The following is a 22,792-nucleotide window of genomic DNA, read 5'->3' as shown; positions in this document are numbered from 1 at the left end:
GGTGTGCAATGGACGCGTGTCCGTGCTGGAAGAGCCCCTGAAGACGACCGTCGGCGACCGGACCGCCAAGGCCATGGCGGAGCACCTGGATCTGCACACGGTCGGAGACCTGCTGCACCACTACCCCCGCCGGTACGCCGAGCGCGGCGAGCTGACGCGGCTGGCCGACCTGGAGACCGACGAGCACGTCACGGTCGTCGCGCAGGTCGAGAAGGCCGCCATGCTGGGTACGGGCCGGGGGCGCCGGCTCCAGGTGGTCATCACCGACGGCAGCGGCCGGCTCACCCTCGTGTTCTTCGGGCGCGGCGCGTACCACCCGCAGAAGGAGCTGCTCCCCGGCCGGCGCGCCCTCTTCGCCGGCAAGGTCACCGTCTTCAACGGCAAGCGCCAGCTCGCCCACCCCGACTACAAGCCGCTGGCCGGCCAGGAAGGCGCGGGCGCCGACGCCGCGGCGGACGAGTGGGCCGGCAAGCTCCTCCCGCTGTACCCGGCGTGCCGGCAGCTCGCGTCCTGGCAGCTCCAGCAGGCCGTCGACACCGTGGTGGACGGGCTGGAGGCCACCGGCTGGGAGGGCGTCGCCGACCCGCTGCCCGCGGCGCTGCGGGCCGAGCGCGGGCTCGTACCGCTGCGCGAGGCGCTGCTGAAGGTGCACCGGCCGAAGACCAAGGCCGACCTGTGGGCGGCGCGGGACCGGCTGAAGTGGGACGAGGCGTTCGTCCTCCAGATCGCCCTGGCCCGCCGGCGGCACGCCGCCGGGCAGCTGCCCGCGGTGCCGCGGGTGGCGCCCGCCGAGGGGCTGCTCGCGGACTTCGACGCGCGGCTGCCGTTCACCCTCACCGAGGGGCAGCGGCGGGTCTCCGCCGACATCTTCGCCGACCTGGCCACCGACCACCCCATGCACCGGCTGCTCCAGGGCGAGGTGGGCTCCGGCAAGACGCTCGTGGCGCTGCGCGCGATGCTCGCCGTCGTGGACGCGGGCGGGCAGGCCGCGATGCTCGCGCCGACCGAGGTGCTGGCCCAGCAGCACCACCGGTCGATCACCGAGATGATGGGCGAGCTGGCCGAGGCCGGCCTGCTGGGCGGCGCCGAGCACGGCACGAAGGTCGAGCTCCTCACCGGCTCCTCCGGCGCGGCGGCGCGCCGCAGGGCGCTGCTCGACCTGGCCACCGGCGAAGCCGGGATCGTCGTCGGGACGCATGCGCTGATCGAGGACAAGGTGCAGTTCCACGACCTGGGCCTGGTCGTCGTCGACGAGCAGCACCGCTTCGGCGTCGAGCAGCGGGACGCGCTGCGCGCGAAGGGCAACCGCGGGGACGACAAGCGCACGCCGCACCTGCTGGTGATGACCGCCACGCCCATCCCCCGTACGGTCGCGATGACGGTCTTCGGCGACCTGGAGACCTCCGTGCTCGACCAGCTCCCGGCCGGGCGCTCGCCCATCGCCAGCCACGTCGTGCCCGCGGCCGACAAGCCGCACTTCCTCTCCCGGGCCTGGGAGCGGGTGCGCGAGGAGGTCGAGGGCGGCCACCAGGCGTACGTCGTCTGCCCGCGCATCGGGGACTCCGCCGAGGAGGCGGAGGCCAAGGGCGGGAAGACCGGCAAGGGAAGCGGAAAGGGCGCGGCGGAGCCGCCGTCGCCGGAGGACGAGGCGGAGAAGCGGCCCCCGCTCGCGGTCCTCGACGTCGCCGCGCAGCTCTCCGCCGCCCCCGGGGCGCCGCTGGCGGGACTGCGGGTCGAGGTGCTGCACGGGCGGATGCAGCCGGACGCCAAGGACGACGTGATGCGCCGGTTCGCCGCCGGCGACGTCGACGTGCTGGTCGCCACGACCGTCATCGAGGTCGGCGTCAACGTCCCCAACGCCACCGGCATGGTCATCATGGACGCCGACCGCTTCGGCGTCTCCCAACTGCACCAGTTGCGCGGCCGGGTCGGCCGCGGCGCCGCCGCCGGGCTCTGCCTGCTGGTCACGGAGATGCCCGAGGGCACCCCGGCCAGGACCCGGCTGGACGCGGTCGCCGCCACACAGGACGGCTTCCGGCTCTCCCGCATCGACCTGGAGCAGCGCCGCGAGGGCGACGTCCTGGGCCAGGCCCAGTCCGGGGCCCGCTCCAGCCTGAAGATGCTCGCGGTCATCGACGACGAGGACGTCATCGCCGAGGCCCGGGACGCCGCGGCGGCGATCGTGGCGCAGGACCCGGAGCTGACCGCGTACCCGGAGCTGCGCGGAGCGCTGGCGAGCCTGCTGGACGATGAACGCGAACAGTTCCTCGACAAGGGCTGAGGCCGTGGCCGGGGCGCGCGCGAGGTGCGGGCGGTGCGGGCATGAGCCGTGCCGGGGCCCGGGGGCCGGCCGATTGTGGCCGCTTCGTCGGGCGGGCGCCACCGGGCGGCACCGCGGCCGTCACCCCGGAGGCATATCGTGGGACGGACCGCGCCCGTGAGGACAAGGACACCCAGCAGCCATGACCCGCGTGATCGCCGGCACCGCCGGCGGGCGGCGCCTGGCCGTGCCGCCCGGCACCGGCACCCGGCCCACCTCCGACCGCGCCCGCGAGGGTCTCTTCTCCACCTGGCAGGCCCTGCTCGGCACCCTCGACGGCCTGCGCGTCCTCGACCTGTACGGCGGCTCCGGCGCCGTCGGCCTGGAGGCGCTCTCCCGCGGCGCCGGGCACGCGCTGCTCGTCGAGGCCGACGCCCGCGCCGCCCGCGTCATCCGGCAGAACGTCCGCGCCCTCGGCCTGCCCGGCGCCGAGGTCCGCGCCGCCCGCGCGGAGCAGGTCGTCGCCGGGCCCCCGCCCCCGGACCCGTACGACCTGGTCTTCCTCGACCCGCCGTACGAGGTGACCGACGCCGCGGTGGGCGAGATACTCGTCACACTCCGTGCGCACGACTGGCTGTCCCCGGGCGCGCTCGCCACCGTGGAGCGCAGCACGCGAGGCGGTGAATTCCCCTGGCCCGGCGGGTTCGAGGGGCTGCGGGCCAGGCGCTACGGCGAGGGCACGCTCTGGTACGGTCGCGCCGCCTCACCGGCCCGCTGACCCTCAGGACCCGCCGCCCGCACCCTTTCCGAACCACGACCCTCATGACCGGAACCGAGAGCGAGGAACCACCGTTGCGCCGCGCCGTCTGTCCGGGGTCCTTCGACCCCATCACCAACGGGCATCTCGACATCATCGCCCGGGCCTCGAAGCTCTACGACGTCGTGCACGTCGCCGTGATGATCAACAAGTCGAAGAAGGGGATGTTCACCGTCGACGAGCGGATGGACCTCATCCGCCAGTGCACCGAGGAGTACGGCAACGTGGAGGTCGAGAGCTTCCACGGCCTCCTCGTGGACTACTGCAAGGAGCGCGACATCCCCGCCATCGTCAAAGGGCTGCGCGCCGTCAGCGACTTCGACTACGAGCTCCAGATGGCCCAGATGAACAACGGCCTGTCGGGCGTGGAGACGCTCTTCGTCCCCACCAACCCGACGTACAGCTTCCTCTCCTCCAGCCTGGTCAAGGAGGTCGCCACCTGGGGCGGCGACGTATCCCACCTCGTACCCCCGGTTGTCAACCGGGCACTTGACGAACGCCTCACCAACTCCTAGCCGGGCGCCGTAGAGTCTTTCCCCATGGACGTGCAGAGGAAGCTCGACGAGATCGCGGAGGCCCTGCAGGGCGCGCGGTCCATGCCCATGTCGGCGTCGTGCGTGGTCAACCGCGCCGAGCTGCTCGGCATGCTGAACGAGGTGCGCGAGGCCCTCCCCGGGTCGCTCGCCCAGGCGCAGCAGCTGCTCGGCGGGCGCGAGCAACTGGTCGAGGAGGCGCGCCGCGAGGCCGAGCAGATCCTCGACGAGGCGCAGACCCGGCGCGGCGCGCTGATCTCCGACACCGAGGTCGCCCGGCACGCCCAGGCCGAGGCCGACCGGATCCTCGGCGAGGCCCGCCAGGAGGCCGAGCAGATCAGCGCCGAGGCCGACGACTACGTCGACAGCAAGCTCGCCAACTTCGAGGTAGTCCTCACCAAGACCATCGGCTCGGTCGACCGCGGCCGGGACAAGCTGCTGGGCCGCGCCCCCGGGTACGACGACCCGCAAGCCTACGACGCCGGCCAGGACCCGGCGGGCGAGGCGCCGGAGCGCAGCGCCGACCCGCAGGAGCAGCGCAGGCGCGCGGACACGTACGTCGAGGCGCAGTTCCAGGCGTTCCAGTCGGTGCTGACCAAGACCCTGGAGGCGGTCGGCCGCGGCCGGCAGAAGCTCCAGGGCGCGCGGCCGACGGACCAGCTCGGCGAGACCTTCGGGCAGCCCGGTGCGGGGCACGGGGGCACGACGGACGAGAACTACCTCGCGGAGCTGGCCGAGCTGGCCGACCCGCCGGCGCCCGGCCCCGGGCACCGCCCCGGCGTCCAGGACCCCGCGGTCCCGCCGCTGCCCGCCCAGCAGCCCCCGCACGCCGTCCCGCAGCCCGCCGCCGCGTACTACGACGCCTCCGCCGCCCAGGGCTACGCCCAGACCGGCTACCCGCAGCCGGAGCAGCCGGACTACCCGCAGGGCTACGGCCAGGGCTACCAGCAGGGCTACGAGCAGCCCGACCCCGGCTACGGCTGGCCGCAGCAGGCCGGGCAGCCGGAGCAGCAGGGGGCCGGTGCGTACCCGGACGGGACCCAGCAGATGCCGTACGGCCACGGCGACGCGCACCTGCCGCAGCAGGGCGGCTACACCCCGGCGCCGGCCGCGCTGGACGAGACGAGCCTCTTCGACACGAGCATGATCGACATGTCGCAGCTCCGGGAGTACGACGACCGCGGCCGCTGAGCCGCGGGGGAGCGCCCGCCCGGGCCCGGCCGCCGACCGGTGCCCGGATTGGGTCTTGGGCGGGGTCTCAAGTATTCTGGACCCTCGCCGTATCGCGCCGCGCCCGTCCCTGCCCGTCATGCGCAGGGTGCACGAAAGCAGGAAAGCCCTGAAAGCCCATCCGGACCACCGCGCCCCTCTCGTGTTCGACACACGGGACCTGGGCCGTCGTCCCGGTACGCTCAAGCGGCTGACCCGCACCGTGCCGGCGCCCAAGGACCTCGGCAACGAGGTGGTGGGCGTGCCGGAGGGCGACCCCGTCGAGCTCGAGCTGCGGCTCGAGTCCGTGATGGAGGGGGTGCTCGTCACGGGCACCGCCCGGGCACGGGCGACGGGCGAGTGCGTAAGGTGTCTGGAGCCGCTCGGGCAGGAGCTCCGAGTGGACATCCAGGAGTTGTACTCCTACCCGGAGACCGACGCCAGGGGCCGTGTGGCCCGCGGCGGCGGGTCCGGTGCGGACGCCGAGGAGGCGGACGCGGAGGAGGAGGCGCTGTACCTCGAGGACGACATGTTCGACCTCGAACCCGAGCTGCGCGACGCGGTGGTGCTCGCACTGCCGCTGCAGCCGGTGTGCCGGGAGGACTGCCCGGGCCTGTGCCCCGACTGCGGGGCGCGGCTCGCGGACGACCCGGACCACCGGCACGACGTCGTCGACGCCCGGTGGGCGGCGTTGCAGGGACTCGCCGAGACCGTCTCGGACGGCGAGAAGAACGACACGAGCGGCGCTGACGACGGCGCCGGCGAGAAGCAGGAGAAGTAGCCGTGGCCGTTCCGAAGCGGAAGATGTCGCGCAGCAACACGCGCCACCGCCGGTCGCAGTGGAAGGCTGCGGTCCCGCACCTGGTGGCATGCGAGCGCTGCCACGAGCCCAAGCAGCAGCACATCGCATGCCCGAACTGCGGCACGTACAACCGCCGCCAGGTCCTCGAGGTCTGAGCGACGGGGAGAAGGCTCATGTCAGATGCCACTACGCCGCGGAAGGCGCCGGCCGACACAGCCTCGTCCCCCAAGATCCTGGAAGGGCGGCTCGGGTACGAACTCGAGCCCGCCCTTCTGGTGCGCGCCCTGACCCACCGCTCGTTCGCGTACGAGAACGGCGGTCTGCCCACCAATGAGCGGCTCGAGTTCCTCGGGGACTCGGTGCTCGGCCTGGTGGTCACCGACACGCTGTTCCGGGGCCACCCCGACCTGCCGGAGGGCCAGTTGGCCAAGCTGCGGGCCGCGGTGGTCAACTCTCGTGCGCTCGCCGAGGTCAGCCGCGGACTCGAGCTGGGTGCCTTCATCCGGCTCGGCCGGGGCGAGGAGGGCACGGGCGGCCGGGACAAGGCGTCGATCCTCGCGGACACGCTGGAGGCCGTCATCGGCGCGGTCTACTTGGACAAGGGACTCGAGGCGGCGTCCGAGCTGGTGCACCGGCTCTTCGACCCGCTGATCGAGAAGTCCTCGAACCTCGGGGCGGGCCTGGACTGGAAGACCTCGCTCCAGGAGCTGACGGCCGCCAGGGGACTGGGCGTGCCGGAGTACCTGGTCAGCGAGACCGGCCCGGATCACGAGAAGACCTTCACGGCTGCCGCCCGCGTCGGTGGTGTCACGTACGGCACCGGCACCGGCCGCAGCAAGAAGGAAGCGGAGCAGCAGGCGGCGGACACCGCGTGGCGTGCGATCAGCGCGACCGCGGCGGACGGCGGGGCGGGCACGGGCACGGCGGGGAGCAACGGCTCCGCGGTCGCGGCCCCGGAGTCCGCCGTGCCGGCCGACGGGTCCGACGGGGCGTCCGCGCATGCGCCCGGGGCTGCCTCCGCCGGTGCGCCGGCGGACGCGCAGGACTCCGCGGACGGCGACGCCGCTGCGGGTTCCGCCGGGGCGGCGCAGGCCGCCGACCGGTAGCGCGGCGATGCCGGAGCTGCCGGAGGTCGAGGTGGTGCGCCGCGGCCTGGCGAAGTGGGTCGCGGGCCGCACGGTCGGCTCCGTCGAGGTGCTGCACCCCAGGTCCGTACGCCGGCATGCCGCCGGCCCCGCCGACTTCGCCGCCCGGCTGACCGGGCACCCGCTGGGGGAGCCGCGGCGCCGCGGCAAGTACCTGTGGCTGCCGCTGGCCGACGGGCCCGAGTCGGTGCTCGCGCACCTCGGCATGAGCGGCCAGCTGCTGGTCCAGCCGGAGGCGGCGCCGGACGAGAAGCACCTGCGGATCCGGGTCCGCTTCGATGACGAGACGGACACGGAGCTACGCTTCGTCGACCAGCGCACCTTCGGCGGGCTCTCGCTGCACCCGAACGCGGCCGGGGGACTGCCCGACGTCATCGCGCACATCGCCCGCGACCCGCTCGACCCGGCGTTCGACGATGCGGCGTTCCACGCGGCGCTGCGCGGCAGCCGGACCACGATCAAGCGGGCGCTGCTGAACCAGTCGCTGATCAGCGGCGTCGGCAACATCTACGCGGACGAGGCGCTGTGGCGCTCCCGCCTCCACTACGAGCGCCCCACCGCCGGCTTCACGCGCCCCCGTACCGAGGAACTGCTCGGGCACGTCCGCGCGGTGCTGAACGCCGCGCTCGACGTCGGCGGCACGAGCTTCGACAGCCTCTACGTCAACGTCAACGGCGAGTCCGGCTACTTCGCCCGCTCGCTGGACGCGTACGGCCGGGAGGACGAACCCTGCCGCCGCTGCGGCACCCCGATCCGCCGCCGCCCGTGGATGAACCGCTCCAGCTACTTCTGCCCGCGCTGCCAGCGCCCGCCGCGCAACTGACGCGAGCGGCGGGCGCGGGGTTTCTCAGAAGCCGAAGTTCTGCGTCCACCAGGGGCCGCCGTCGGCGAAGTGCGCGCCGACGCCCAGGGTGCGGAAGTCGCAGTTCAGTATGTTCGCGCGGTGGCCTTCGCTGTTCATCCAGGCGTCCATCACCGACTGCGCGTTGGCCTGGCCGCGGGCTATGTTCTCCCCGCCGAGGTCCGCTATGCCGTAGTCCTGCGCGCGCTCCCACGGGTCGTTCCCGTCGGGGTCGGTGTGGTCGAAGAAGCCGCGCTGGGCCATGTCCTGGCTGTAGTCGCCGGCGAACTTCGCCAGCTCCGGGTCGTTCGTCAGCGGGCGGCAGCCCGCCTGCGCGCGCTCCTGGTTGACCAGCCGCAGCACCTCCGCCTCGGCGGCGGTGGTGGCGTCGGCGGTGGCGGTCGGCTTCGCCGAGCGGGTGGGTTCGGAGGTCTCCGACTGCGTCGGGGACGGCGACTCCGACTGCGTACGGGACGGGCTCGGGGCCTTCGACGACGGGTCGGCGGACTCCGGCTTCTCACGCTCGGGTGCCGAGGTCGACGGCGAGGCGCTCTTCGACTCCTTGTCCCGCCCGCCGTCCTTGCCGGCCGCCTTCTTCGCCTCCGGCTTGCCGCTCTCCGACCGGTCCGAGCCGCGGCTCGCGGACGGCGACGCCTCCCGCGTCGGCAGGTCGGAGGACCCCTGCGTGCTGGGGGAGGGCGGGTCGCCCGCCTCGACGTGCCCGGCGGGACCGCCGTTGCCGCGGTCGAGGTCGAAGCCGCTGCCGAGGACGCCGGAGGCCATCGCCACCGCGCCGACGGCCAGCGCCGCCGACGTACCGAGCATCCCGGCCCTGGCGGGGCTCTGCCTGCGGTGCTGCCCCCGCGTCCGGCCGGCGCCGTGCGCCTCGCGGCCGGGGTACGGCTCGTACGAGTCGTACCGGTCGTAGGAGCCGTATGCGCCGGGGGCGTCCCGGCTGCCTGCCGGGGGCTGCGGCTCCGAGCGTCTGTGGCGGCCCATCCGGCTGACCCCTCACGTCCGACGACAACAACTACTGTGCATACGCCACTCGCACACACGAGTGATATTGCTGTCGGCAGACTGTACGCCATGACCCCCGCACCTCACGTGCCCGCGGGCCGATCGTCCGGATAGCGTGCGTCACATGAGTACAGACGTCCGCATGACGGCATGGGTGCGCGGTGTGGTGCAGGGGGTCGGATTCCGCTGGTTCACCCGCGCCCGGGCGCTGGAGATCGGCGGCCTCAGCGGCTTCGCCGCGAATCTCGCGGACGGCCGGGTCCAGATCGTCGCCGAAGGTCCGCGAGAGCAGTGCCAGGAGTTGCTGGAGTGGTTGCGGTCCGCCGACACGCCGGGGCGCGTGTCGGGTGTGACGGAGATCTGGGACGAGCCGCGCGGCGGATATCACTCATTTGCCATCCGTTGAGCACGCTGCGCCATAAGGGCTGGTCCAGCAGGGATGACCAGCGGGTTGCCAACGGCTTCCGGCCGTGCAAAGCTCTCACACCAGACGGGTCCTGCCACCCCCCGCGGCCTGCAATTGCACGGGCCGCGCCCGATACGGGGTGTGATCGTGTTGACCGTCAAACTATTTGGTGAGACGCTTGAAGCCCCGCGCACCCTAGCTGTTTTGCGCCATGGGCAGACACGCGGGTGCGAATCCCTCACGACCCACACCGCTCGGTCGGTCACATCAGTGTGGAGGACCTTCAATCATGGCAAAGGCGCTTCTCGGTTACGTCGGCGGCACTGACCCGCGACTCCTCGCCGAGATGCGACGGCTGCAGCAGCGTGTCCAGGACCTGGAGTCGGAGCTTGTCCGCGTCCAGGCCGAGAACGACATGCTCGCCGCCGCCGCTGCTCACAACAGCGAGTCACTGCTCGACGTATCCCAGGCGGAGCCTGCGCTTACCTGACAATCATGCGAGAACCGTCAGGTCTGCACCTCAACCGCTTGAGATAACTGTCAAGGGACGCTTAACCGCGTCCCTTCGTCGTTTCTCCATCGCTTTACGGATACCCCGGGAGGGAACCCGCCCCGGAGCCGGCACCCCGGGGGGTGATGCTCCGTAATTGATGTGCCCCGACGGTTACCCAGTGAAACCGGCTTGCGCGATAGAGTCTCCGGCACATGTTTCGTCGCCGGAGGAGAGCTCGCCAGTGCACTTGAAGGGCCTCACGCTCCGGGGGTTCAAGTCCTTCGCCTCCGCCACCACCCTCCGCTTCGGGCCGGGTATCACCTGCGTCGTCGGCCCGAACGGCTCCGGAAAGTCCAACGTGGTGGACGCGCTGTCCTGGGTGATGGGAGAGCAGGGGGCGAAGTCCCTCAGGGGCGGCAAGATGGAGGACGTCATCTTCGCCGGGACCACCGGCCGGCCGCCGCTCGGCCGCGCCGAGGTCTCGCTGACGATCGACAACTCCGACGGCGCGCTGCCCATCGACTACGCCGAAGTGACCATCACCCGCACGATGTTCCGCAGCGGCGGCAGCGAGTACCAGCTCAACGGCGACACCTGCCGCCTCCTCGACATCCAGGAACTGCTGTCCGACTCCGGCATCGGCCGCGAGATGCACGTCATCGTCGGCCAGGGGCAGCTCGACTCCGTCCTGCACGCCGACCCGTCGGGACGCCGCGCCTTCATCGAGGAGGCCGCCGGCGTCCTCAAGCACCGCAAGCGCAAGGAGAAGGCGCTGCGCAAGCTGGACGCGATGCAGGCCAACCTCGCCCGCGTCCAGGACCTCAGCGACGAACTGCGCCGCCAGCTCAAGCCGCTGGGCCGGCAGGCCGCCGTCGCCCGCCGGGCCGCCGTCATCCAGGCCGACCTGCGCGACGCCCGGCTGCGGCTGCTCGCCGACGACCTCGTCACCCTGCGCGCGGCGCTCTCCGCCGAGATCGCCGACGAAGCGGCCCTGAAGGCGCGCAAGGAGGCCGCGGAGGCCGAGCTGGCCGCCGCCCGCGCCCGCGAGTCCGCCCTGGAGGAGCAGGTACGCGCCCTCACCCCGCGGCTCACCGAGGCCCAGGGCGCCTGGCACGAACTCGGCCAGCTCGCCGAGCGGGTGCGCGGCACCGTCAGCCTCGCCGACGCCCGCGCCAAGCACGCCACCGCCGCCCCCGAGGAGGAGCGGCGCGGGCGCGACCCGGAGGACCTGGAGCGCGAGGCGCAGCGCATCCGCGAGCAGGAGGCCGAACTCGAGGCCGCCCTGGAGGCCGCGCAACTCGCGCTGGAGGACACCGTCGCCCATCGCGCCGAGCTGGAGCGCCGGCTCGCCGCCGAGGAGCGGCGGCTGAAGGACGCCGCCCGCGCCGTCGCCGACCGCCGCGAACGGCTCGCCCGGCTCAGCGGCAAGGTCACCGCCGCCCGCGGCCGCGCCGCCTCCGCGCAGGCCGAGATCGACCGGCTCGCCACCGCCCGCGACGAGGCCGAGGAGCGCGCCGCCGTCGCCCAGGAGGCGTACGAGACGCTGAAGGCCGAGGTCGACGGGCTGGACGAGGGCGACAGCGAACTGGCCGCGGAGCAGGAGGCGGCGAAGAGCGCCCTCAAGGCCGCGGAGGCCGAGCTGACCGCCGCCCGCGACGAGGCGGCCGAGGCCGAACGCGCCCGCGCCGCCACCACCGCCCGCCGCGACGCGCTCGCCCTGGGCCTGCGCCGCAAGGACGGCACCGGCACCCTGCTCCAGGCCCGCGACAAGCTGACCGGCGTGCTCGGTCCGGCCGCGGAACTGCTCACCGTCGCCTCCGGGTACGAGGTCGCCGTCGCCGCCGCGCTCGGTGCCGCCGCCGACGCCCTCGCCGTCTCCGGCCCCGCCGCCGCGGCCGACGCGCTGCGGCTGCTGCGCAAGCACGACGCCGGCCGCGCCGCGCTGCTCCTCGGCGACGCCCCGTACGAGCCGGCCCCCGCCGGCGAACTCCCGCCCGGCGCCCGCCACCTCGCCGCCCTGGTCGCCGGCCCCGACCAGCTCCTGCCCGCCGTACGGCGGCTGCTGGCCCGTACCGTGTACGTCGCCACGCTGGAGGACGCGGAAGACCTCGTCTCCGCCCGGCCCGAGCTGACCGCCGTCACCGCGGAAGGCGACGTCTTCGGCGGCCACTTCGCCCACGGCGGCTCCGCCGGCGCCCCCAGCCTGCTGGAGGTGCAGGCGTCCGTCGACGAGGCGGCGGCCGAGCTGACCGAGCTGGACGCCCGCTGTACGCACCTGGCCCTGCGGCAGGAGGCCGCCGTCGCACGCCGTGCCGAGTGCGCCGCGCTCGTCGAGGAGCTGGGCGGCCGGCGCAGCGCCGCGGACCGGGAGAAGTCCCGCGTCGCCGGCGAGCTGGGCCGCCTCGGCGGGCAGGCCCGCGCCGCCGCCGGGGAGGCCGAGCGCAGCGCCGCCGCCGCGGCCCGCGCCGAGGAGGCCCTGGCCCGCGCGGCCGCCGAGGCGGAGGAGCTGGCGGCGCAGCTGGAGACCGCCGAGGAGGAGGCCGGCGCCGCCGAGGACGCCGACGACGGGTCCGACCCCTCCGTACGCGACCGGCTCGCCGCCGACGGTGCCAACGCCCGGCAGACCGAGATGGAGGCCAGGCTCCAGGTCCGTACCCACGAGGAGCGCGTCAAGGGCCTCGCCGGCCGCGCCGACGGACTCGACCGCGCCGCCCGCGCCGAGCGCGAGGCGCGCGCCCGCGCCGAGCGCCGCCGCGCCCGGCTGCGGCACGAGGCGGCCGTCGCCACCGCGGTCGCCGCCGGCGCCCGGCAACTCCTCGCGCACGTCGAGGTCTCCCTCGCCCGCGCCGAGGAGGAGCGCGCCGCCGCCGAGCGGGCCAGGGCCGAGCGCGAGCAGGAGCTGGGCCGGCAGCGCCGGCTCTCCCGCGAGCTGGCCGGCGAGCTGGACAAGCTGACGGACTCCGTGCACCGCGGCGAGGTGCTGGGCGCCGAGAAGCGGCTGCGCATCGAGCAGTTGGAGGGCCGGGCGCTGGAGGAGCTGGGCGTCGAGCCGGCCGACCTGGTGGCGGAGTACGGCCCCGACCAGCTCGTGCCGCCGTCGCTGCCCGCGGAGGGCGAGGAACTGCCCGACGACCCCGAGCACCCGCGCAACCGGCCGCGGCCGTACGCGCGCGCCGAGCAGGAGAAGCGGCTGAAGGCCGCGGAGCGCGCGTACACCAAGCTCGGCAAGGTCAACCCGCTGGCGCTGGAGGAGTTCGCGGCGCTGGAGGAGCGGCACAAGTTCCTCACCGAGCAGCTCGACGACCTCAAGCGCACCCGCGCCGACCTGCTGCAGGTGGTCAAGGAGGTCGACGAGCGCGTCGAGCAGGTCTTCACCGACGCCTTCCACGACACCGCCCGCGAGTTCGAGGGCGTCTTCTCCCGCCTCTTCCCCGGCGGCGAGGGCCGGCTGGTCCTCACCGACCCGGACGACATGCTGAACACCGGCGTGGAGGTGGAGGCGCGCCCGCCGGGCAAGAAGGTCAAGCGGCTGTCGCTGCTGTCCGGCGGCGAGCGGTCGCTGACGGCGGTGGCGATGCTGGTGGCGATCTTCATGGCCAGGCCGAGCCCGTTCTACGTGATGGACGAGGTCGAGGCCGCCCTCGACGACACCAACCTGCAGCGACTGGTGCGGCTGATGCAGGAACTGCAGCGCACCTCACAGCTCATCGTGATCACGCACCAGAAGCGCACGATGGAGGTCGCCGACGTCCTCTACGGCGTCTCGATGCAGGGCGACGGCGTCTCCAAGGTGATCAGCCAGCGGCTCAACTGAACGGGCCGGCCCGCCCTCGGAGGGCCGGAAGCGGGCGGGGTGCCGCGAACACGGCGCGGGCGGGCGATACTGGTGGGCGTTATGGACATCATCGTCATCGTCATCGCCATCGCCGTCGTCGCAGTCCTCGCCGCGGGCGGCCTGGTCGTCGGCTCCCGCCGCCGGAAGCAGGTACCCCCGCCGCCGCCCGCCCCCCGGACCCCCGCAGAGCCGCAGGTCGGCGAGGAAGCGGGGGAGCCCGGCGACGAGCAGCGCAGGACCATCGAGGAGGTGGACCTGCCCGGCGAGCCCGAGGCCGCCGCCGGCACCGTCGTCGCCGAGCCGCCGCCGCCCGCGGCGCCGGAGCTGGAGGTCCCCGCGCCCGCGGCGGGCCGGCTCGTACGGCTGCGCGCCCGGCTGGCCCGCTCGCAGAACTCCCTCGGCAAGGGCCTGCTCGGCCTCCTCTCCCGCGAACACCTCGACGAGGACACCTGGGAGGAGATCGAGGACACGCTGCTGACCGCCGACGTCGGCGTGCAGCCGACGCAGGAGCTGGTGGAGCGGCTGCGCGAGCGCGTGAAGGTCCTCGGTACGCGCACGCCCGAGGAACTGCGCGCGCTGCTGCGCGAGGAACTGCTCGCGCTCGTCGGCACGGAGGCCGACCGGACGCTGGACACCGCCGAGTCCGTCGGCCCCGAGGGCGCCGAGGTGCCGGGCATCGTGCTGGTCGTCGGCGTGAACGGCACCGGCAAGACCACGACCACCGGCAAGCTCGCCCGGGTGCTGGTCGCCGACGGCAAGTCCGTGGTGCTGGGCGCCGCGGACACCTTCCGGGCCGCCGCCGCGGACCAGCTGCAGACGTGGGGGGAGCGGGTCGGCGCCCGCACCGTACGCGGTCCGGAGGGCGGGGATCCGGCGTCCGTCGCGTACGACGCGGTGAAGGAGGCCATCGACGAGGGCGCTGACGTGGCGCTCATCGACACCGCCGGGCGGCTGCACACCAAGACCGGGCTCATGGACGAGCTGGGCAAGGTCAAGCGGGTGGTGGAGAAGCACGGGCCGGTCGGCGAGGTGCTCCTCGTGCTGGACGCCACGACCGGGCAGAACGGCCTGGTGCAGGCGCGGGTCTTCGCGGAGGTCGTGGACATCACCGGGCTGGTGCTGACGAAGCTGGACGGCACGGCCAAGGGCGGCATCGTGATCGCGGTGCAGCGGGAGCTGGGCGTGCCGGTCAAGCTGGTGGGCCTGGGCGAGGGCGCGGACGACCTGGCGCCGTTCGAGCCCGAGGCGTTCGTGGACGCGCTGATCGGCGACTGAGCCGCCTGCCGAGAGCGCCCCGGCGGACCGGGGCGCTTCGGCGGGCGAACCCGGCCGTCAGCCCGAGCGCAGCCAGGCGCTCTGCGCGTACGCCAGCGTGCCCAGCAGCAGCCGGGCCGGCGGCGGGCCGCCCGCCGTGTCCAGCGTCGGCGGGCGCAGCCAGCGCACCGGGCCGAGGCCGCGCAGATCGCAGGGCGGGGCGAGGAGGTGGTCGCCCCGGCCCAGGCAGCGCAGGTCGAGCCGGGTGCCGTCCCAGCCCATGCGGTACAGCAGCCGGGGCAGCTCGGCGGCGGCGCCGGGCGCGACGAAGAAGTGCGCCCGCCCGTCCGGGGCGACGCTGACGGGGCCGAGCGGCAGCCCGAGGCGCTCCAGCCGGGGCAGCGCCCGCCGCCCGGCGGCGGCGCTGACCTCCAGGGCGTCGAACGACCGGCCCACCGGCAGCAGCACGGCGGCCCCCGGCGCACCCGCCCAGGCGTCGGTCACCTCGTCCAGCGGGGTGCCGGCGGGGACGGGGCGGGCATCCGGCAGCGGGTGCTCGCCGGGTACGGGGCAGGCGGCGCCCCGCGGGCAGGAGCAGCCGCGCCCGCCGCCGGGGGAGCGCACGAGGGGCGCGCCGGGCAGCACGTCCCAGCCCCACAGCCCGGTGTACTCCGCCACCGCCGTCACCGCGTGTCCGGCGGACGTACGGGCGCGGCGGACGGATCCGACGTCGCGTCGGCCGCGGATGCCGCCGATCGTGAAACCCATGCCCCCTCCAACTGCTCGCCGGTGCGGTTGGTTACTCCGCCTTCTCACTCACAGCAGTCTGCTGGTAACACAGTGTCGCCGGGAGGTGTATTCGGGGTGTGCTGGCGCGCCAGGGGGTAGCGTGACCCGTGGCGTGCGCCCTGCCGGCGTCACCTCGCCCGCTGCGGAGTCGTCCTCGCCAAGTCAACCTCCTGTCTCCCGTGCGGTGTTCACTCGTAGGGGTGGCGAATGGTGGCGTTTTCGGGATCCCGCTCGCGAAACGGTGATCGTAGGATTACTTTCAGTGCTGGCGGCGGCGGCATGCGACATGTGGATATGCCAACGGCAGGAAATTCCCACCGGGCTTCGGGGGCTTCGGTTCCGGGGATAATCCGGGGCACCACGACGGCCGAGGCGGGATGGGGGCGTTGGAGTTGGACGGCACGGGCGGCAGCCGGACCGGTGCCACCGGGGCGGGCAAGGGGCCCAACGAAGAGCTGACTTCCTGGTTCCTGCGCAGCGGCTGGTCCAAGGGCGAGCTGGCCAGACAGGTCAACCGCCGGGCCCGCCAGCTCGGCGCGCACCACATCAGCACCGACACCTCCCGGGTCCGCCGCTGGCTCGACGGCGAGCAGCCGCGCGAGCCGATCCCGCGGATCCTCGCCGACCTGTTCTCCGAGCGGTTCGGCTGCGTCGTCGGCGTCGACCAGCTCGGGCTGCACGCCGCCCGCCCCCGCCCCGCCGTCTCCGGCATCGACCTGCCGTGGAACGCCGCCGAAACGGTCGAGCAGATCAGCGAGTTCTCCCGCAGCGACCTCATGCTCGCCCGCCGCGGCTTCCTCGGCACCTCCCTGAACGTCGCCGCCGGCCCCGTCCTCGTCGAGCCCATGCAGCGCTGGCTGGCGCCCCCGCCGGCCCCCGGCGGCCCCGCGGCCCCCGCAGCCGCCGCCGCGCCCGGCGGCCCTCCGCCCTCCGCCCTCTCCGGCCCCGAGCTGGCGCTGCTGGAGACCACCACCGCCAAGTTCCGCCAGTGGGACGCCCAGTGCGGCGGCGGGCTGCGCCGCAAGGCCGTCGTCGGGCAGCTGCACGAGATCACCGACCTGCTGCAGGAGCCGCACCCGCCCGCGGTCGCCGAGCGGCTGTTCCGCATCACCGCGGAACTCTCCCAGCTCGGCGGCTGGATGAGCTACGACGTGGGCCTCCAGCCCACCGCCCAGAAGTACTTCGTCCTCGCCCTGCACGCCGCCAAGGAAGCCGGCGACCGCCCCCTCGGCGCGTACGTCCTGTCCAGCATGGCCCGCCAGATGATCCACCTCGGCCGCGCCGACGACGCCCTGGAGCTGATCCACCTCGCGCAGTACGGCAGCCGCGACAGCGCCACCGCCCGTACACAGTCGATGCTGTATGCGATGGAGGCACGCGCGTACGCCAACCTCGGCCGCCCCGACCGCTGCCACCGGGCCGTACGCATGGCCCAGGACTACTTCACCGAGATCGACCCGGGCAGCCCCGAGCCCGACTGGATCCGCTTCTTCTCCGAGGCCGAACTGAACAGCGAGAACGCCCACTCCTACCGGGACCTCGCCTACGTCGCCGGCCGCAGCCCCACCTACGCCGCCCTCGCCCGCCCCGTGATGGCGCGCGCCGTCGAGCTGTTCGCCGCCGACGCCGAACGCCGCCGCTCGTACGCGCTGAACCTCGTCGGCCTGGCCACCGTCCACCTGCTGGAGGAGGAGCCCGAGCAGTGCGCCCTGTGCGCCGGCGAGGCGCTGACCGTCGCCGGCCAGGTGCGCTCCGAGCGGGTCAACACCCGGCTGCGGAAGACCGTCGACACCGCCGTGCGCCGGTACGGCGCCGTGGGCGAGGTCGCCGACCTGGCCGACCGGCTCGCCCGCGAGCTGCCCGAGACCGTGGAAGCCGCCGGCTGATCCCGCCCGCGGCTTCCCCGGCACCCGGTCACCCTGGCCCGTCCCCCGGACGGGCCGCCCCCTGGTCCGGCTGAGAGTAACGGGGCCCGCCCGCGCCCGCTGGAATTTCACCGTGCCGTAACACCTCCGTGGCCTTCGTCACCTTCCCGAAACACCGGGGGGCGGTGGCGGAAACCCCGCTGCGCCAGCCTCGTGCGCATTCCGGCCCGCACCGATTCAGCCCGCTCGGGCCGCACGGGCCACACGAGGAGGAGACGCGACGTTGAATGGCGCCGATACCGCATTCGTACTGATCAGCGCGGCGCTGGTCATGTTGATGACGCCCGGTCTTGCCTTCTTCTACGGGGGCATGGTGCGGGTCAAAAGCACCCTGAACATGCTGATGATGAGCTTCATCTCGCTCGGGATCGTCAGCATCCTGTGGGTGCTCTACGGCTACAGCCTCACCTTCGGCGACGACATCGGCGGAGGCATCCTCGGCGACCTCGACCACGTCGGGATGGCCGGGATCACCCCCGAGACGCTGACGGGGGGCGACGAGGGCATCCCGGTGCTGGCGTTCGCCGCCTTCCAGCTGATGTTCGCCATCATCACCCCCGCCCTCATCAGCGGCGCCCTCGCGGACCGGGTGAAGTTCACCGCCTGGGCGCTGTTCATCGCCCTGTGGGTCACGATCGTCTACTTCCCCGTCGCGCACTGGGTCTGGGGCCCCGACGGCTTCATCGGGCTCAACGGCGACATCAAGGCCATCGACTTCGCGGGCGGCACCGCCGTGCACATCAACGCGGGCATCGCGGCGCTGGCCGCCGTGCTCGTCGTGGGGAAGCGCATCGGCTTCAAGAAGGACCCGATGCGGCCGCACAACCTGCCCTTCGTGCTGCTGGGCGCCGCGCTGCTGTGGTTCGGCTGGTTCGGCTTCAACGCCGGCTCCGAGCTGGCCGCCGACGGCGTCGCCGCGACGATGCTCCTGAACACCCAGGTCGCCACCGGCGCCGCGGTCGTCGGCTGGCTCATCTACGAGAAGGTGCGGCACGGCTCCGTCACCATGCTCGGCGCCGCGTCCGGCGCCATCGCCGGCCTGGTGGCGATCACCCCCTCCGGCGCGTCCGTCAACGCCGTGGGCGCGCTGGCCGTGGGGATCATCGCCGGGGTCGGCTGCGCCTGGGCCGTGGGCCTGAAGTACAAGCTGGGCTACGACGACTCGCTCGACGTCGTCGGCGTCCACCTCGTCGGCGGGATCATCGGCACGCTCGCGATCGGCTTCTTCGCCATCGACGAGATCGGCCTGTTCTACGGCGGCGGGCTGGAGCAGCTCGGCCGGCAGGCGGCGGGCGCGGGCGTGGTGCTCGTGTACACGTTCGCCGTCACGTGGCTGCTTGCCAAGGGCATCGACCGGCTGGTGGGCTTCCGGGTCGGCGAGGACGAGGAACTCGCGGGCGTCGACAGGTCGCAGCACGCGGAGAGCGCGTACGACTTCAGCGGCGTGGGCTCGGCGGCGGTGGCCGCGGCGCCGGTGCCGGGGCCGGCGGGCGGCCAGGTGCCGGGCACGGACAGGGAGACGGCGGCCGCGGCCGCGGACAAGAGGGTGGACGCGTGAAGCTCATCACGGCAGTGATCAAGCCGCACCGGCTGGACGAGGTGAAGGAGGCCCTCCAGGCCTTCGGCGTCCACGGGCTGACGGTCACGGAGGCCAGCGGTTACGGCAGGCAGCGCGGCCACACCGAGGTGTACCGGGGCGCGGAGTACACCGTGGACCTCGTGCCGAAGGTGCGTATCGAGGTGCTGGTGGAGGACGACGACGCCGAGCAGTTGGTGGAGGTCGTGGTGAAGGCGGCGCGGACGGGCAAGATCGGCGACGGCAAGGTGTGGAGCGTCCCGGTGGACACGGCGGTACGGGTCCGCACGGGCGAGCGCGGCCCGGACGCGCTCTGACCTGGCGGTCGGCGACCCCCGCCCACGGCCGGGCCCGCGAGGAGGCGGGCCGGCCGTGGGCGTACCAACTGGCGGGAGTACGCGGGTGACGGAGACCGGACAGCAGCCGGGGGGACACACGGGCGGGAAGCCGGGGGAGCCCGCCACCGGGACGGGCCCCCGGGGCCCCTCACGGGGGGCGGCTCCGGGCGGCCCTGCCGGGCGGGCAACGGTGCCGGCCGAGTCCGCCGAGGCGGCACCCGAGGGACCGGGCGAGCGTGCGGGGCCCGGCGCAGGGTCCGCGTCCGCGGCGCGGGCTGCCGCCGGAACACCCGGCGGGGCCCGGCGGGGCGCGGGCGTCGCGACGGGCGGTCCCGCGGGTGTGGCAGCCGGGGGACCAGCCGGGGCCGGCACACCCGGCGGCCCGGGCGTGCCCGCGTCCGCGGCGCGAGCCGGCGCCGGGACACCCGGCGGGTCCCGGCAGGTCCCGGGCGCGGACACCGCGACGGGAGGGCCCGCGGCCGAGGGCCTCGCCGGGGCCGCCACACCCGAGGGCACGGGCCCGGCGGCGGCCGGTACGAGGCCGGACGGCCCCGTTGCGGGGCGCAGTGCAGGCGGCGCGGCTGCGGCCGGGTCCGTACCGCCGGACGGTCCGCACGGCGGGGAACCGGCGGGCCCTGCCGCGTACTCCGTACCGGAGGCCGGTGACCCCGACGCGCCGCTGGCCGAGGAGGCGTACGCCGCGGCGCGCGTGCGGCTGCTCGGCGCCGAGGGCGGCGCGGCGCGGCGGGCCGCGCTGGCGCGGGCCACGGACCGGTGGCTCGCCGGCCTGCTCCACGGGGCCACCGGCGGCGCCCCCGGGGCGAACGAACGCGAGCCCGGCCCCTCCGGCGGCGTACGGGGACCCCTGCCACCCGCCGGCGACGGCGCACACCACGAAAGCGGCGACGCCCGCCGCATCCGCGGTGCCGCTGACGCCCGCGACGCCCGCCGCACCCTCGCCCCCGGCGACGTCCGCGGACCCCGCGGTACCCGGGGCGTCGCGCTCGTCGCCGTCGGCGGCTACGGGCGCGGTGAGCTGTCCCCCCGCAGCGACCTCGACCTGCTCCTCCTCCACGACGGCTCCCTCAAGCCCGCCGCCCTGGCCGCCCTCGCCGACCGCCTCTGGTACCCGGTCTGGGACATGGGCCTGGCCCTCGACCACTCCGTACGCACCCCCGCCGAGGCGCTCAAGACCGCCGGCGACGACCTCAAGGTCACCCTCGGCCTGCTCGACGCCCGCCACGTCGCCGGCGACGCGGCCCTCACCTCCGCGCTGCGCACCGCCGTCTTCGCCGACTGGCGCAACCGCGCCGCCCGCCGCCTGCCCGAGCTGCGCGAGCTGGGCTGCGAGCGGGCCGAGCGCCACGGGGAGCTGCAGTTCCTGCTGGAGCCGGACCTCAAGGAGGCCCGCGGCGGCCTCCGCGACGCCACCGCCCTGCGTGCCGTCGCCGCCTCCTGGCTCGCCGACGCACCCCGCGAGGGCCTGGACCGCGCCCGCGTCCGGCTCCTCGACACCCGCGACGTACTGCACCTGACCACCGGCCGCGCCACCGACCGCCTCGCGCTGCAGGAGCAGGACCAGGTCGCCGCCGCCCTCGGCCTGCTCGACGCCGACACGCTGCTGCGCGAGGTCTACGAGGCCGCGCGCACCCTCGCGTACGCCACCGACGTCACCTGGCGCGAGGTCGACCGCGTCCTGCGCGCCCGCGGCGGCCGCCGCGGCGCCGCCCGGCTGCGGAGCCTCATCGGCTCCGGCCAGCGCGGCCCCGCCGCGCGCACCCCCCTCGCCGACGGCGTCGTCGAGCAGGACGGCGAGGTCGTCCTCGCCCGTACGGCCCGGCCCGCCCGCGACCCCGTGCTGCCGCTGCGCGCCGCTGCCGCCGCCGCGCAGGCGGGGCTGCCGCTGTCGCTGCACGCCGTCCGGCTGCTGGCCGCGCAGGCGCCGCCGCTGCCCGTGCCGTGGCCGGACGAGGCGCGCGAGCAGCTCGTCACGCTGCTCGGCGCCGGCGAGGCCACGGTGCCGGTGTGGGAGAGCCTGGAGGCGGAGGGCTTCATCACGCGGCTGCTGCCCGACTGGGAGCGGGTGCGCTGCCGGCCCCAGCGCAACGCCGTGCACCGCTGGACCGTCGACCGCCACCTCGTGGAGAGCGCGGTACGGGCCGCGGCGCTCACCCGCCGCGTGGGCCGGCCGGACCTGCTGCTTGTCGCCGCGCTGCTGCACGACATCGGCAAGGGCTGGCCGGACGGCCCGGGCGGGCACAGCGCCACCGGCGAGACCATCGCCCGCGACATGGCCCGGCGCATCGGCTTCCCGCCCGCCGACGCCGGCGTCCTGGCCGCCCTCGTCCGCCACCACCTGCTGCTCGTCGAGACCGCCACCCGCCGCGACCTGGACGACCCCGCGACCGTACGCCTCGTGGCCGACGCCGTCGGCGACCGCGGCACGCTGGAGCTGCTGCACGCGCTCACCGAGGCCGACGCGCTGGCCACCGGCCCGGCGGCGTGGAGCGCCTGGCGGGCCTCGCTGGTCGCCGACCTGGCGCGGCGGGTCGACGCCGCGCTGGCCGGCGGGCCGGCCGGGGCGGCGGCGGGGGAGCGGCCCGGGCGGACGCCGGGGGCGGCGGAGGAGCGGCTTGCGGTCGAGGCGTGGCGTACGCGCGCACCGGCGCTGACGATGCGCGCCAGGACCGAGCAGCCGCCGCCCGCGGCGGGGGAGCCCGCGGCGGCGGGTGCGGCGGCCGGGGAGGCGTCAGGCGCGGCAGGTACGGAGCAGGGCGGCACCCTGCCGCTGGGCGTGGAGCTGCTCGTGGCCGTCCCCGACCGCCCCGACGCGCTGGCCGCACTCGCGGGCGTACTGGCGCTGCACCGGCTGACCGTACGCACCGCGGAGCTGCGCCCCCTGCGGCTGCCCCCGGGCGTGGCCGGCGAATCCGCCGTACCCGCGACGGAGGCGGGCGCACCGGACACCGCGAACACCACCGCCCCGGCTGCCCCCGCCCCCGGCAGCCCCGCCCCGGACCGGTCCGAGCCCGCCGCCGACGGCCCCGACGGCCCCGACGACGCTGCTGTCCCCCACGTCCTCCTCCTCACCTGGCGCGTCGCCGCCGAGTTCGGCTCCCTCCCCGCCGCCGACCGCCTCCGCGCCGACCTCGTGCGCGTCCTCGACGGCACCCTCGACGTCCCCGCCCGCCTCGCCGAGCGGGAGAAGGCGTACCGCCCCCGCCGCCGCGCCGCCCCCGCGCCGCCGCCCCGCGTGGCCGTCGCCCACGGCAGCTCCCGGTTCGCCACCGTCATCGAGGTCCGCGCCCAGGACGCCCCCGGCCTGCTGCACCGCATCGGCCGCGCGCTGGAGGCGCCCGGCGTGCGGGTGCGCGGCGCGTACGTCAGCACCCTGGGCGCCAACGCCGTGGACGCCTTCTACGTCACCGACCCCGCCGGCCGCCCGCTCGCCGACCGCGACGCCGAGGAGCTGGCCCGGCGGCTCCAGTCCGCGCTGGTCTGATCCGGGCGTCCGCGCACCGCCGGTCCGCGCGCGCCGCCGGGCGGATA

General features: G+C 75.0%; 18 protein-coding genes. 16 read left to right on the top strand and 2 right to left on the bottom strand.

The annotated features are described in order from the left end of the window. The first annotated feature begins 16 nt into the window (after positions 1–16). From recG to mutM, 8 genes are all read left to right on the top strand, one after another. On the top strand, positions 17–2,281 hold the full coding sequence (recG, locus tag LG396_RS11400; protein WP_225794652.1) for an ATP-dependent DNA helicase RecG: 2,265 nt from the start codon (positions 17–19) through the stop codon (positions 2,279–2,281). A gap of 181 nt (positions 2,282–2,462) precedes the next feature. Then, positions 2,463–3,038: a 16S rRNA (guanine(966)-N(2))-methyltransferase RsmD gene (gene rsmD / locus LG396_RS11395; protein ID WP_018839648.1), complete on the top strand. Its 576-nt coding sequence runs from the start codon at positions 2,463–2,465 to the stop codon at positions 3,036–3,038. Between the two features lie 74 nt (positions 3,039–3,112). Continuing rightward, entirely contained in the window at positions 3,113–3,592 is a 480-nt protein-coding gene (gene coaD / locus LG396_RS11390; protein WP_018839647.1) for a pantetheine-phosphate adenylyltransferase, read from the top strand. A 24-nt stretch (positions 3,593–3,616) separates the two neighbouring features. Continuing rightward, positions 3,617–4,801: a F0F1 ATP synthase subunit B gene (locus tag LG396_RS11385; RefSeq protein WP_225794651.1), complete on the top strand. Its 1,185-nt coding sequence runs from the start codon at positions 3,617–3,619 to the stop codon at positions 4,799–4,801. Between the two features lie 118 nt (positions 4,802–4,919). Next, on the top strand, positions 4,920–5,600 hold the full coding sequence (locus LG396_RS11380; RefSeq protein WP_037730238.1) for a YceD family protein: 681 nt from the start codon (positions 4,920–4,922) through the stop codon (positions 5,598–5,600). A gap of 2 nt (positions 5,601–5,602) precedes the next feature. Further along, complete coding sequence (rpmF, locus tag LG396_RS11375; protein ID WP_018844671.1) at positions 5,603–5,776, top strand: 50S ribosomal protein L32; 174 nt, start codon at positions 5,603–5,605, stop codon at positions 5,774–5,776. Between the two features lie 18 nt (positions 5,777–5,794). Beyond that, positions 5,795–6,727, top strand: a complete 933-nt coding sequence (gene rnc / locus LG396_RS11370) for a ribonuclease III (protein ID WP_225794650.1) — start codon at positions 5,795–5,797, stop codon at positions 6,725–6,727. 7 nt (positions 6,728–6,734) lie between these two features. After that, positions 6,735–7,589: a bifunctional DNA-formamidopyrimidine glycosylase/DNA-(apurinic or apyrimidinic site) lyase gene (gene mutM, locus LG396_RS11365; protein WP_018851037.1), complete on the top strand. Its 855-nt coding sequence runs from the start codon at positions 6,735–6,737 to the stop codon at positions 7,587–7,589. Between the two features lie 24 nt (positions 7,590–7,613). Here the strand turns inward: mutM and LG396_RS11360 are convergent, their stop codons facing one another. After that, positions 7,614–8,606, bottom strand: coding sequence for a CAP domain-containing protein (locus LG396_RS11360; protein WP_225794649.1), 993 nt, complete (start codon positions 8,604–8,606; stop codon positions 7,614–7,616). Positions 8,607–8,751: 145 nt separating this feature from the next. Between LG396_RS11360 and LG396_RS11355 the strand changes: the two genes are divergently transcribed. The 4 genes from LG396_RS11355 (at position 8,752) to ftsY (ending at position 14,636) form a co-directional block, all read left to right on the top strand. Then, on the top strand, positions 8,752–9,033 hold the full coding sequence (locus LG396_RS11355) for an acylphosphatase (protein WP_018839640.1): 282 nt from the start codon (positions 8,752–8,754) through the stop codon (positions 9,031–9,033). 289 nt (positions 9,034–9,322) lie between these two features. Further along, complete coding sequence (locus tag LG396_RS11350; RefSeq protein ID WP_018839639.1) at positions 9,323–9,523, top strand: hypothetical protein; 201 nt, start codon at positions 9,323–9,325, stop codon at positions 9,521–9,523. A gap of 244 nt (positions 9,524–9,767) precedes the next feature. Next, positions 9,768–13,340: a chromosome segregation protein SMC gene (gene smc, locus LG396_RS11345; RefSeq protein ID WP_225794648.1), complete on the top strand. Its 3,573-nt coding sequence runs from the start codon at positions 9,768–9,770 to the stop codon at positions 13,338–13,340. A gap of 81 nt (positions 13,341–13,421) precedes the next feature. Then, complete coding sequence (gene ftsY, locus LG396_RS11340; RefSeq protein ID WP_225794647.1) at positions 13,422–14,636, top strand: signal recognition particle-docking protein FtsY; 1,215 nt, start codon at positions 13,422–13,424, stop codon at positions 14,634–14,636. Positions 14,637–14,693: 57 nt separating this feature from the next. Here ftsY and LG396_RS11335 read toward each other — a convergent pair whose 3' ends face one another. Further along, entirely contained in the window at positions 14,694–15,383 is a 690-nt protein-coding gene (locus LG396_RS11335) for a bifunctional DNA primase/polymerase (RefSeq protein ID WP_018844678.1), read from the bottom strand. A 398-nt stretch (positions 15,384–15,781) separates the two neighbouring features. Here LG396_RS11335 and nsdA point away from each other — a divergent pair, with 398 nt between their 5' ends. The 4 genes from nsdA to LG396_RS11315 all read left to right on the top strand — a co-directional run bounded on the left by nsdA (position 15,782) and on the right by LG396_RS11315 (position 22,745). Next, a complete protein-coding gene (gene nsdA, locus LG396_RS11330; protein ID WP_037743359.1) occupies positions 15,782–17,290 on the top strand; it encodes a transcriptional repressor NsdA in 1,509 nt (502 codons plus the stop codon). Between the two features lie 262 nt (positions 17,291–17,552). Further along, positions 17,553–18,887, top strand: coding sequence for an ammonium transporter (locus LG396_RS11325; RefSeq protein WP_225794646.1), 1,335 nt, complete (start codon positions 17,553–17,555; stop codon positions 18,885–18,887). Then, positions 18,884–19,222, top strand: a complete 339-nt coding sequence (locus LG396_RS11320; protein WP_018839633.1) for a P-II family nitrogen regulator — start codon at positions 18,884–18,886, stop codon at positions 19,220–19,222. The genes LG396_RS11325 and LG396_RS11320 overlap by 4 nt, the downstream gene beginning before the upstream one ends. Positions 19,223–19,631: 409 nt before the next feature. Continuing rightward, positions 19,632–22,745, top strand: coding sequence for a [protein-PII] uridylyltransferase (locus LG396_RS11315; RefSeq protein ID WP_225794645.1), 3,114 nt, complete (start codon positions 19,632–19,634; stop codon positions 22,743–22,745). The last annotated feature ends 47 nt before the right edge of the window (positions 22,746–22,792 follow it).

Origin of the sequence: Streptomyces aculeolatus (assembly GCF_020400605.1) — a bacterium.
Taxonomy (GTDB): domain Bacteria; phylum Actinomycetota; class Actinomycetes; order Streptomycetales; family Streptomycetaceae; genus Streptomyces; species Streptomyces aculeolatus.
This window is presented reverse-complemented; position numbering and strand designations above follow the sequence as displayed.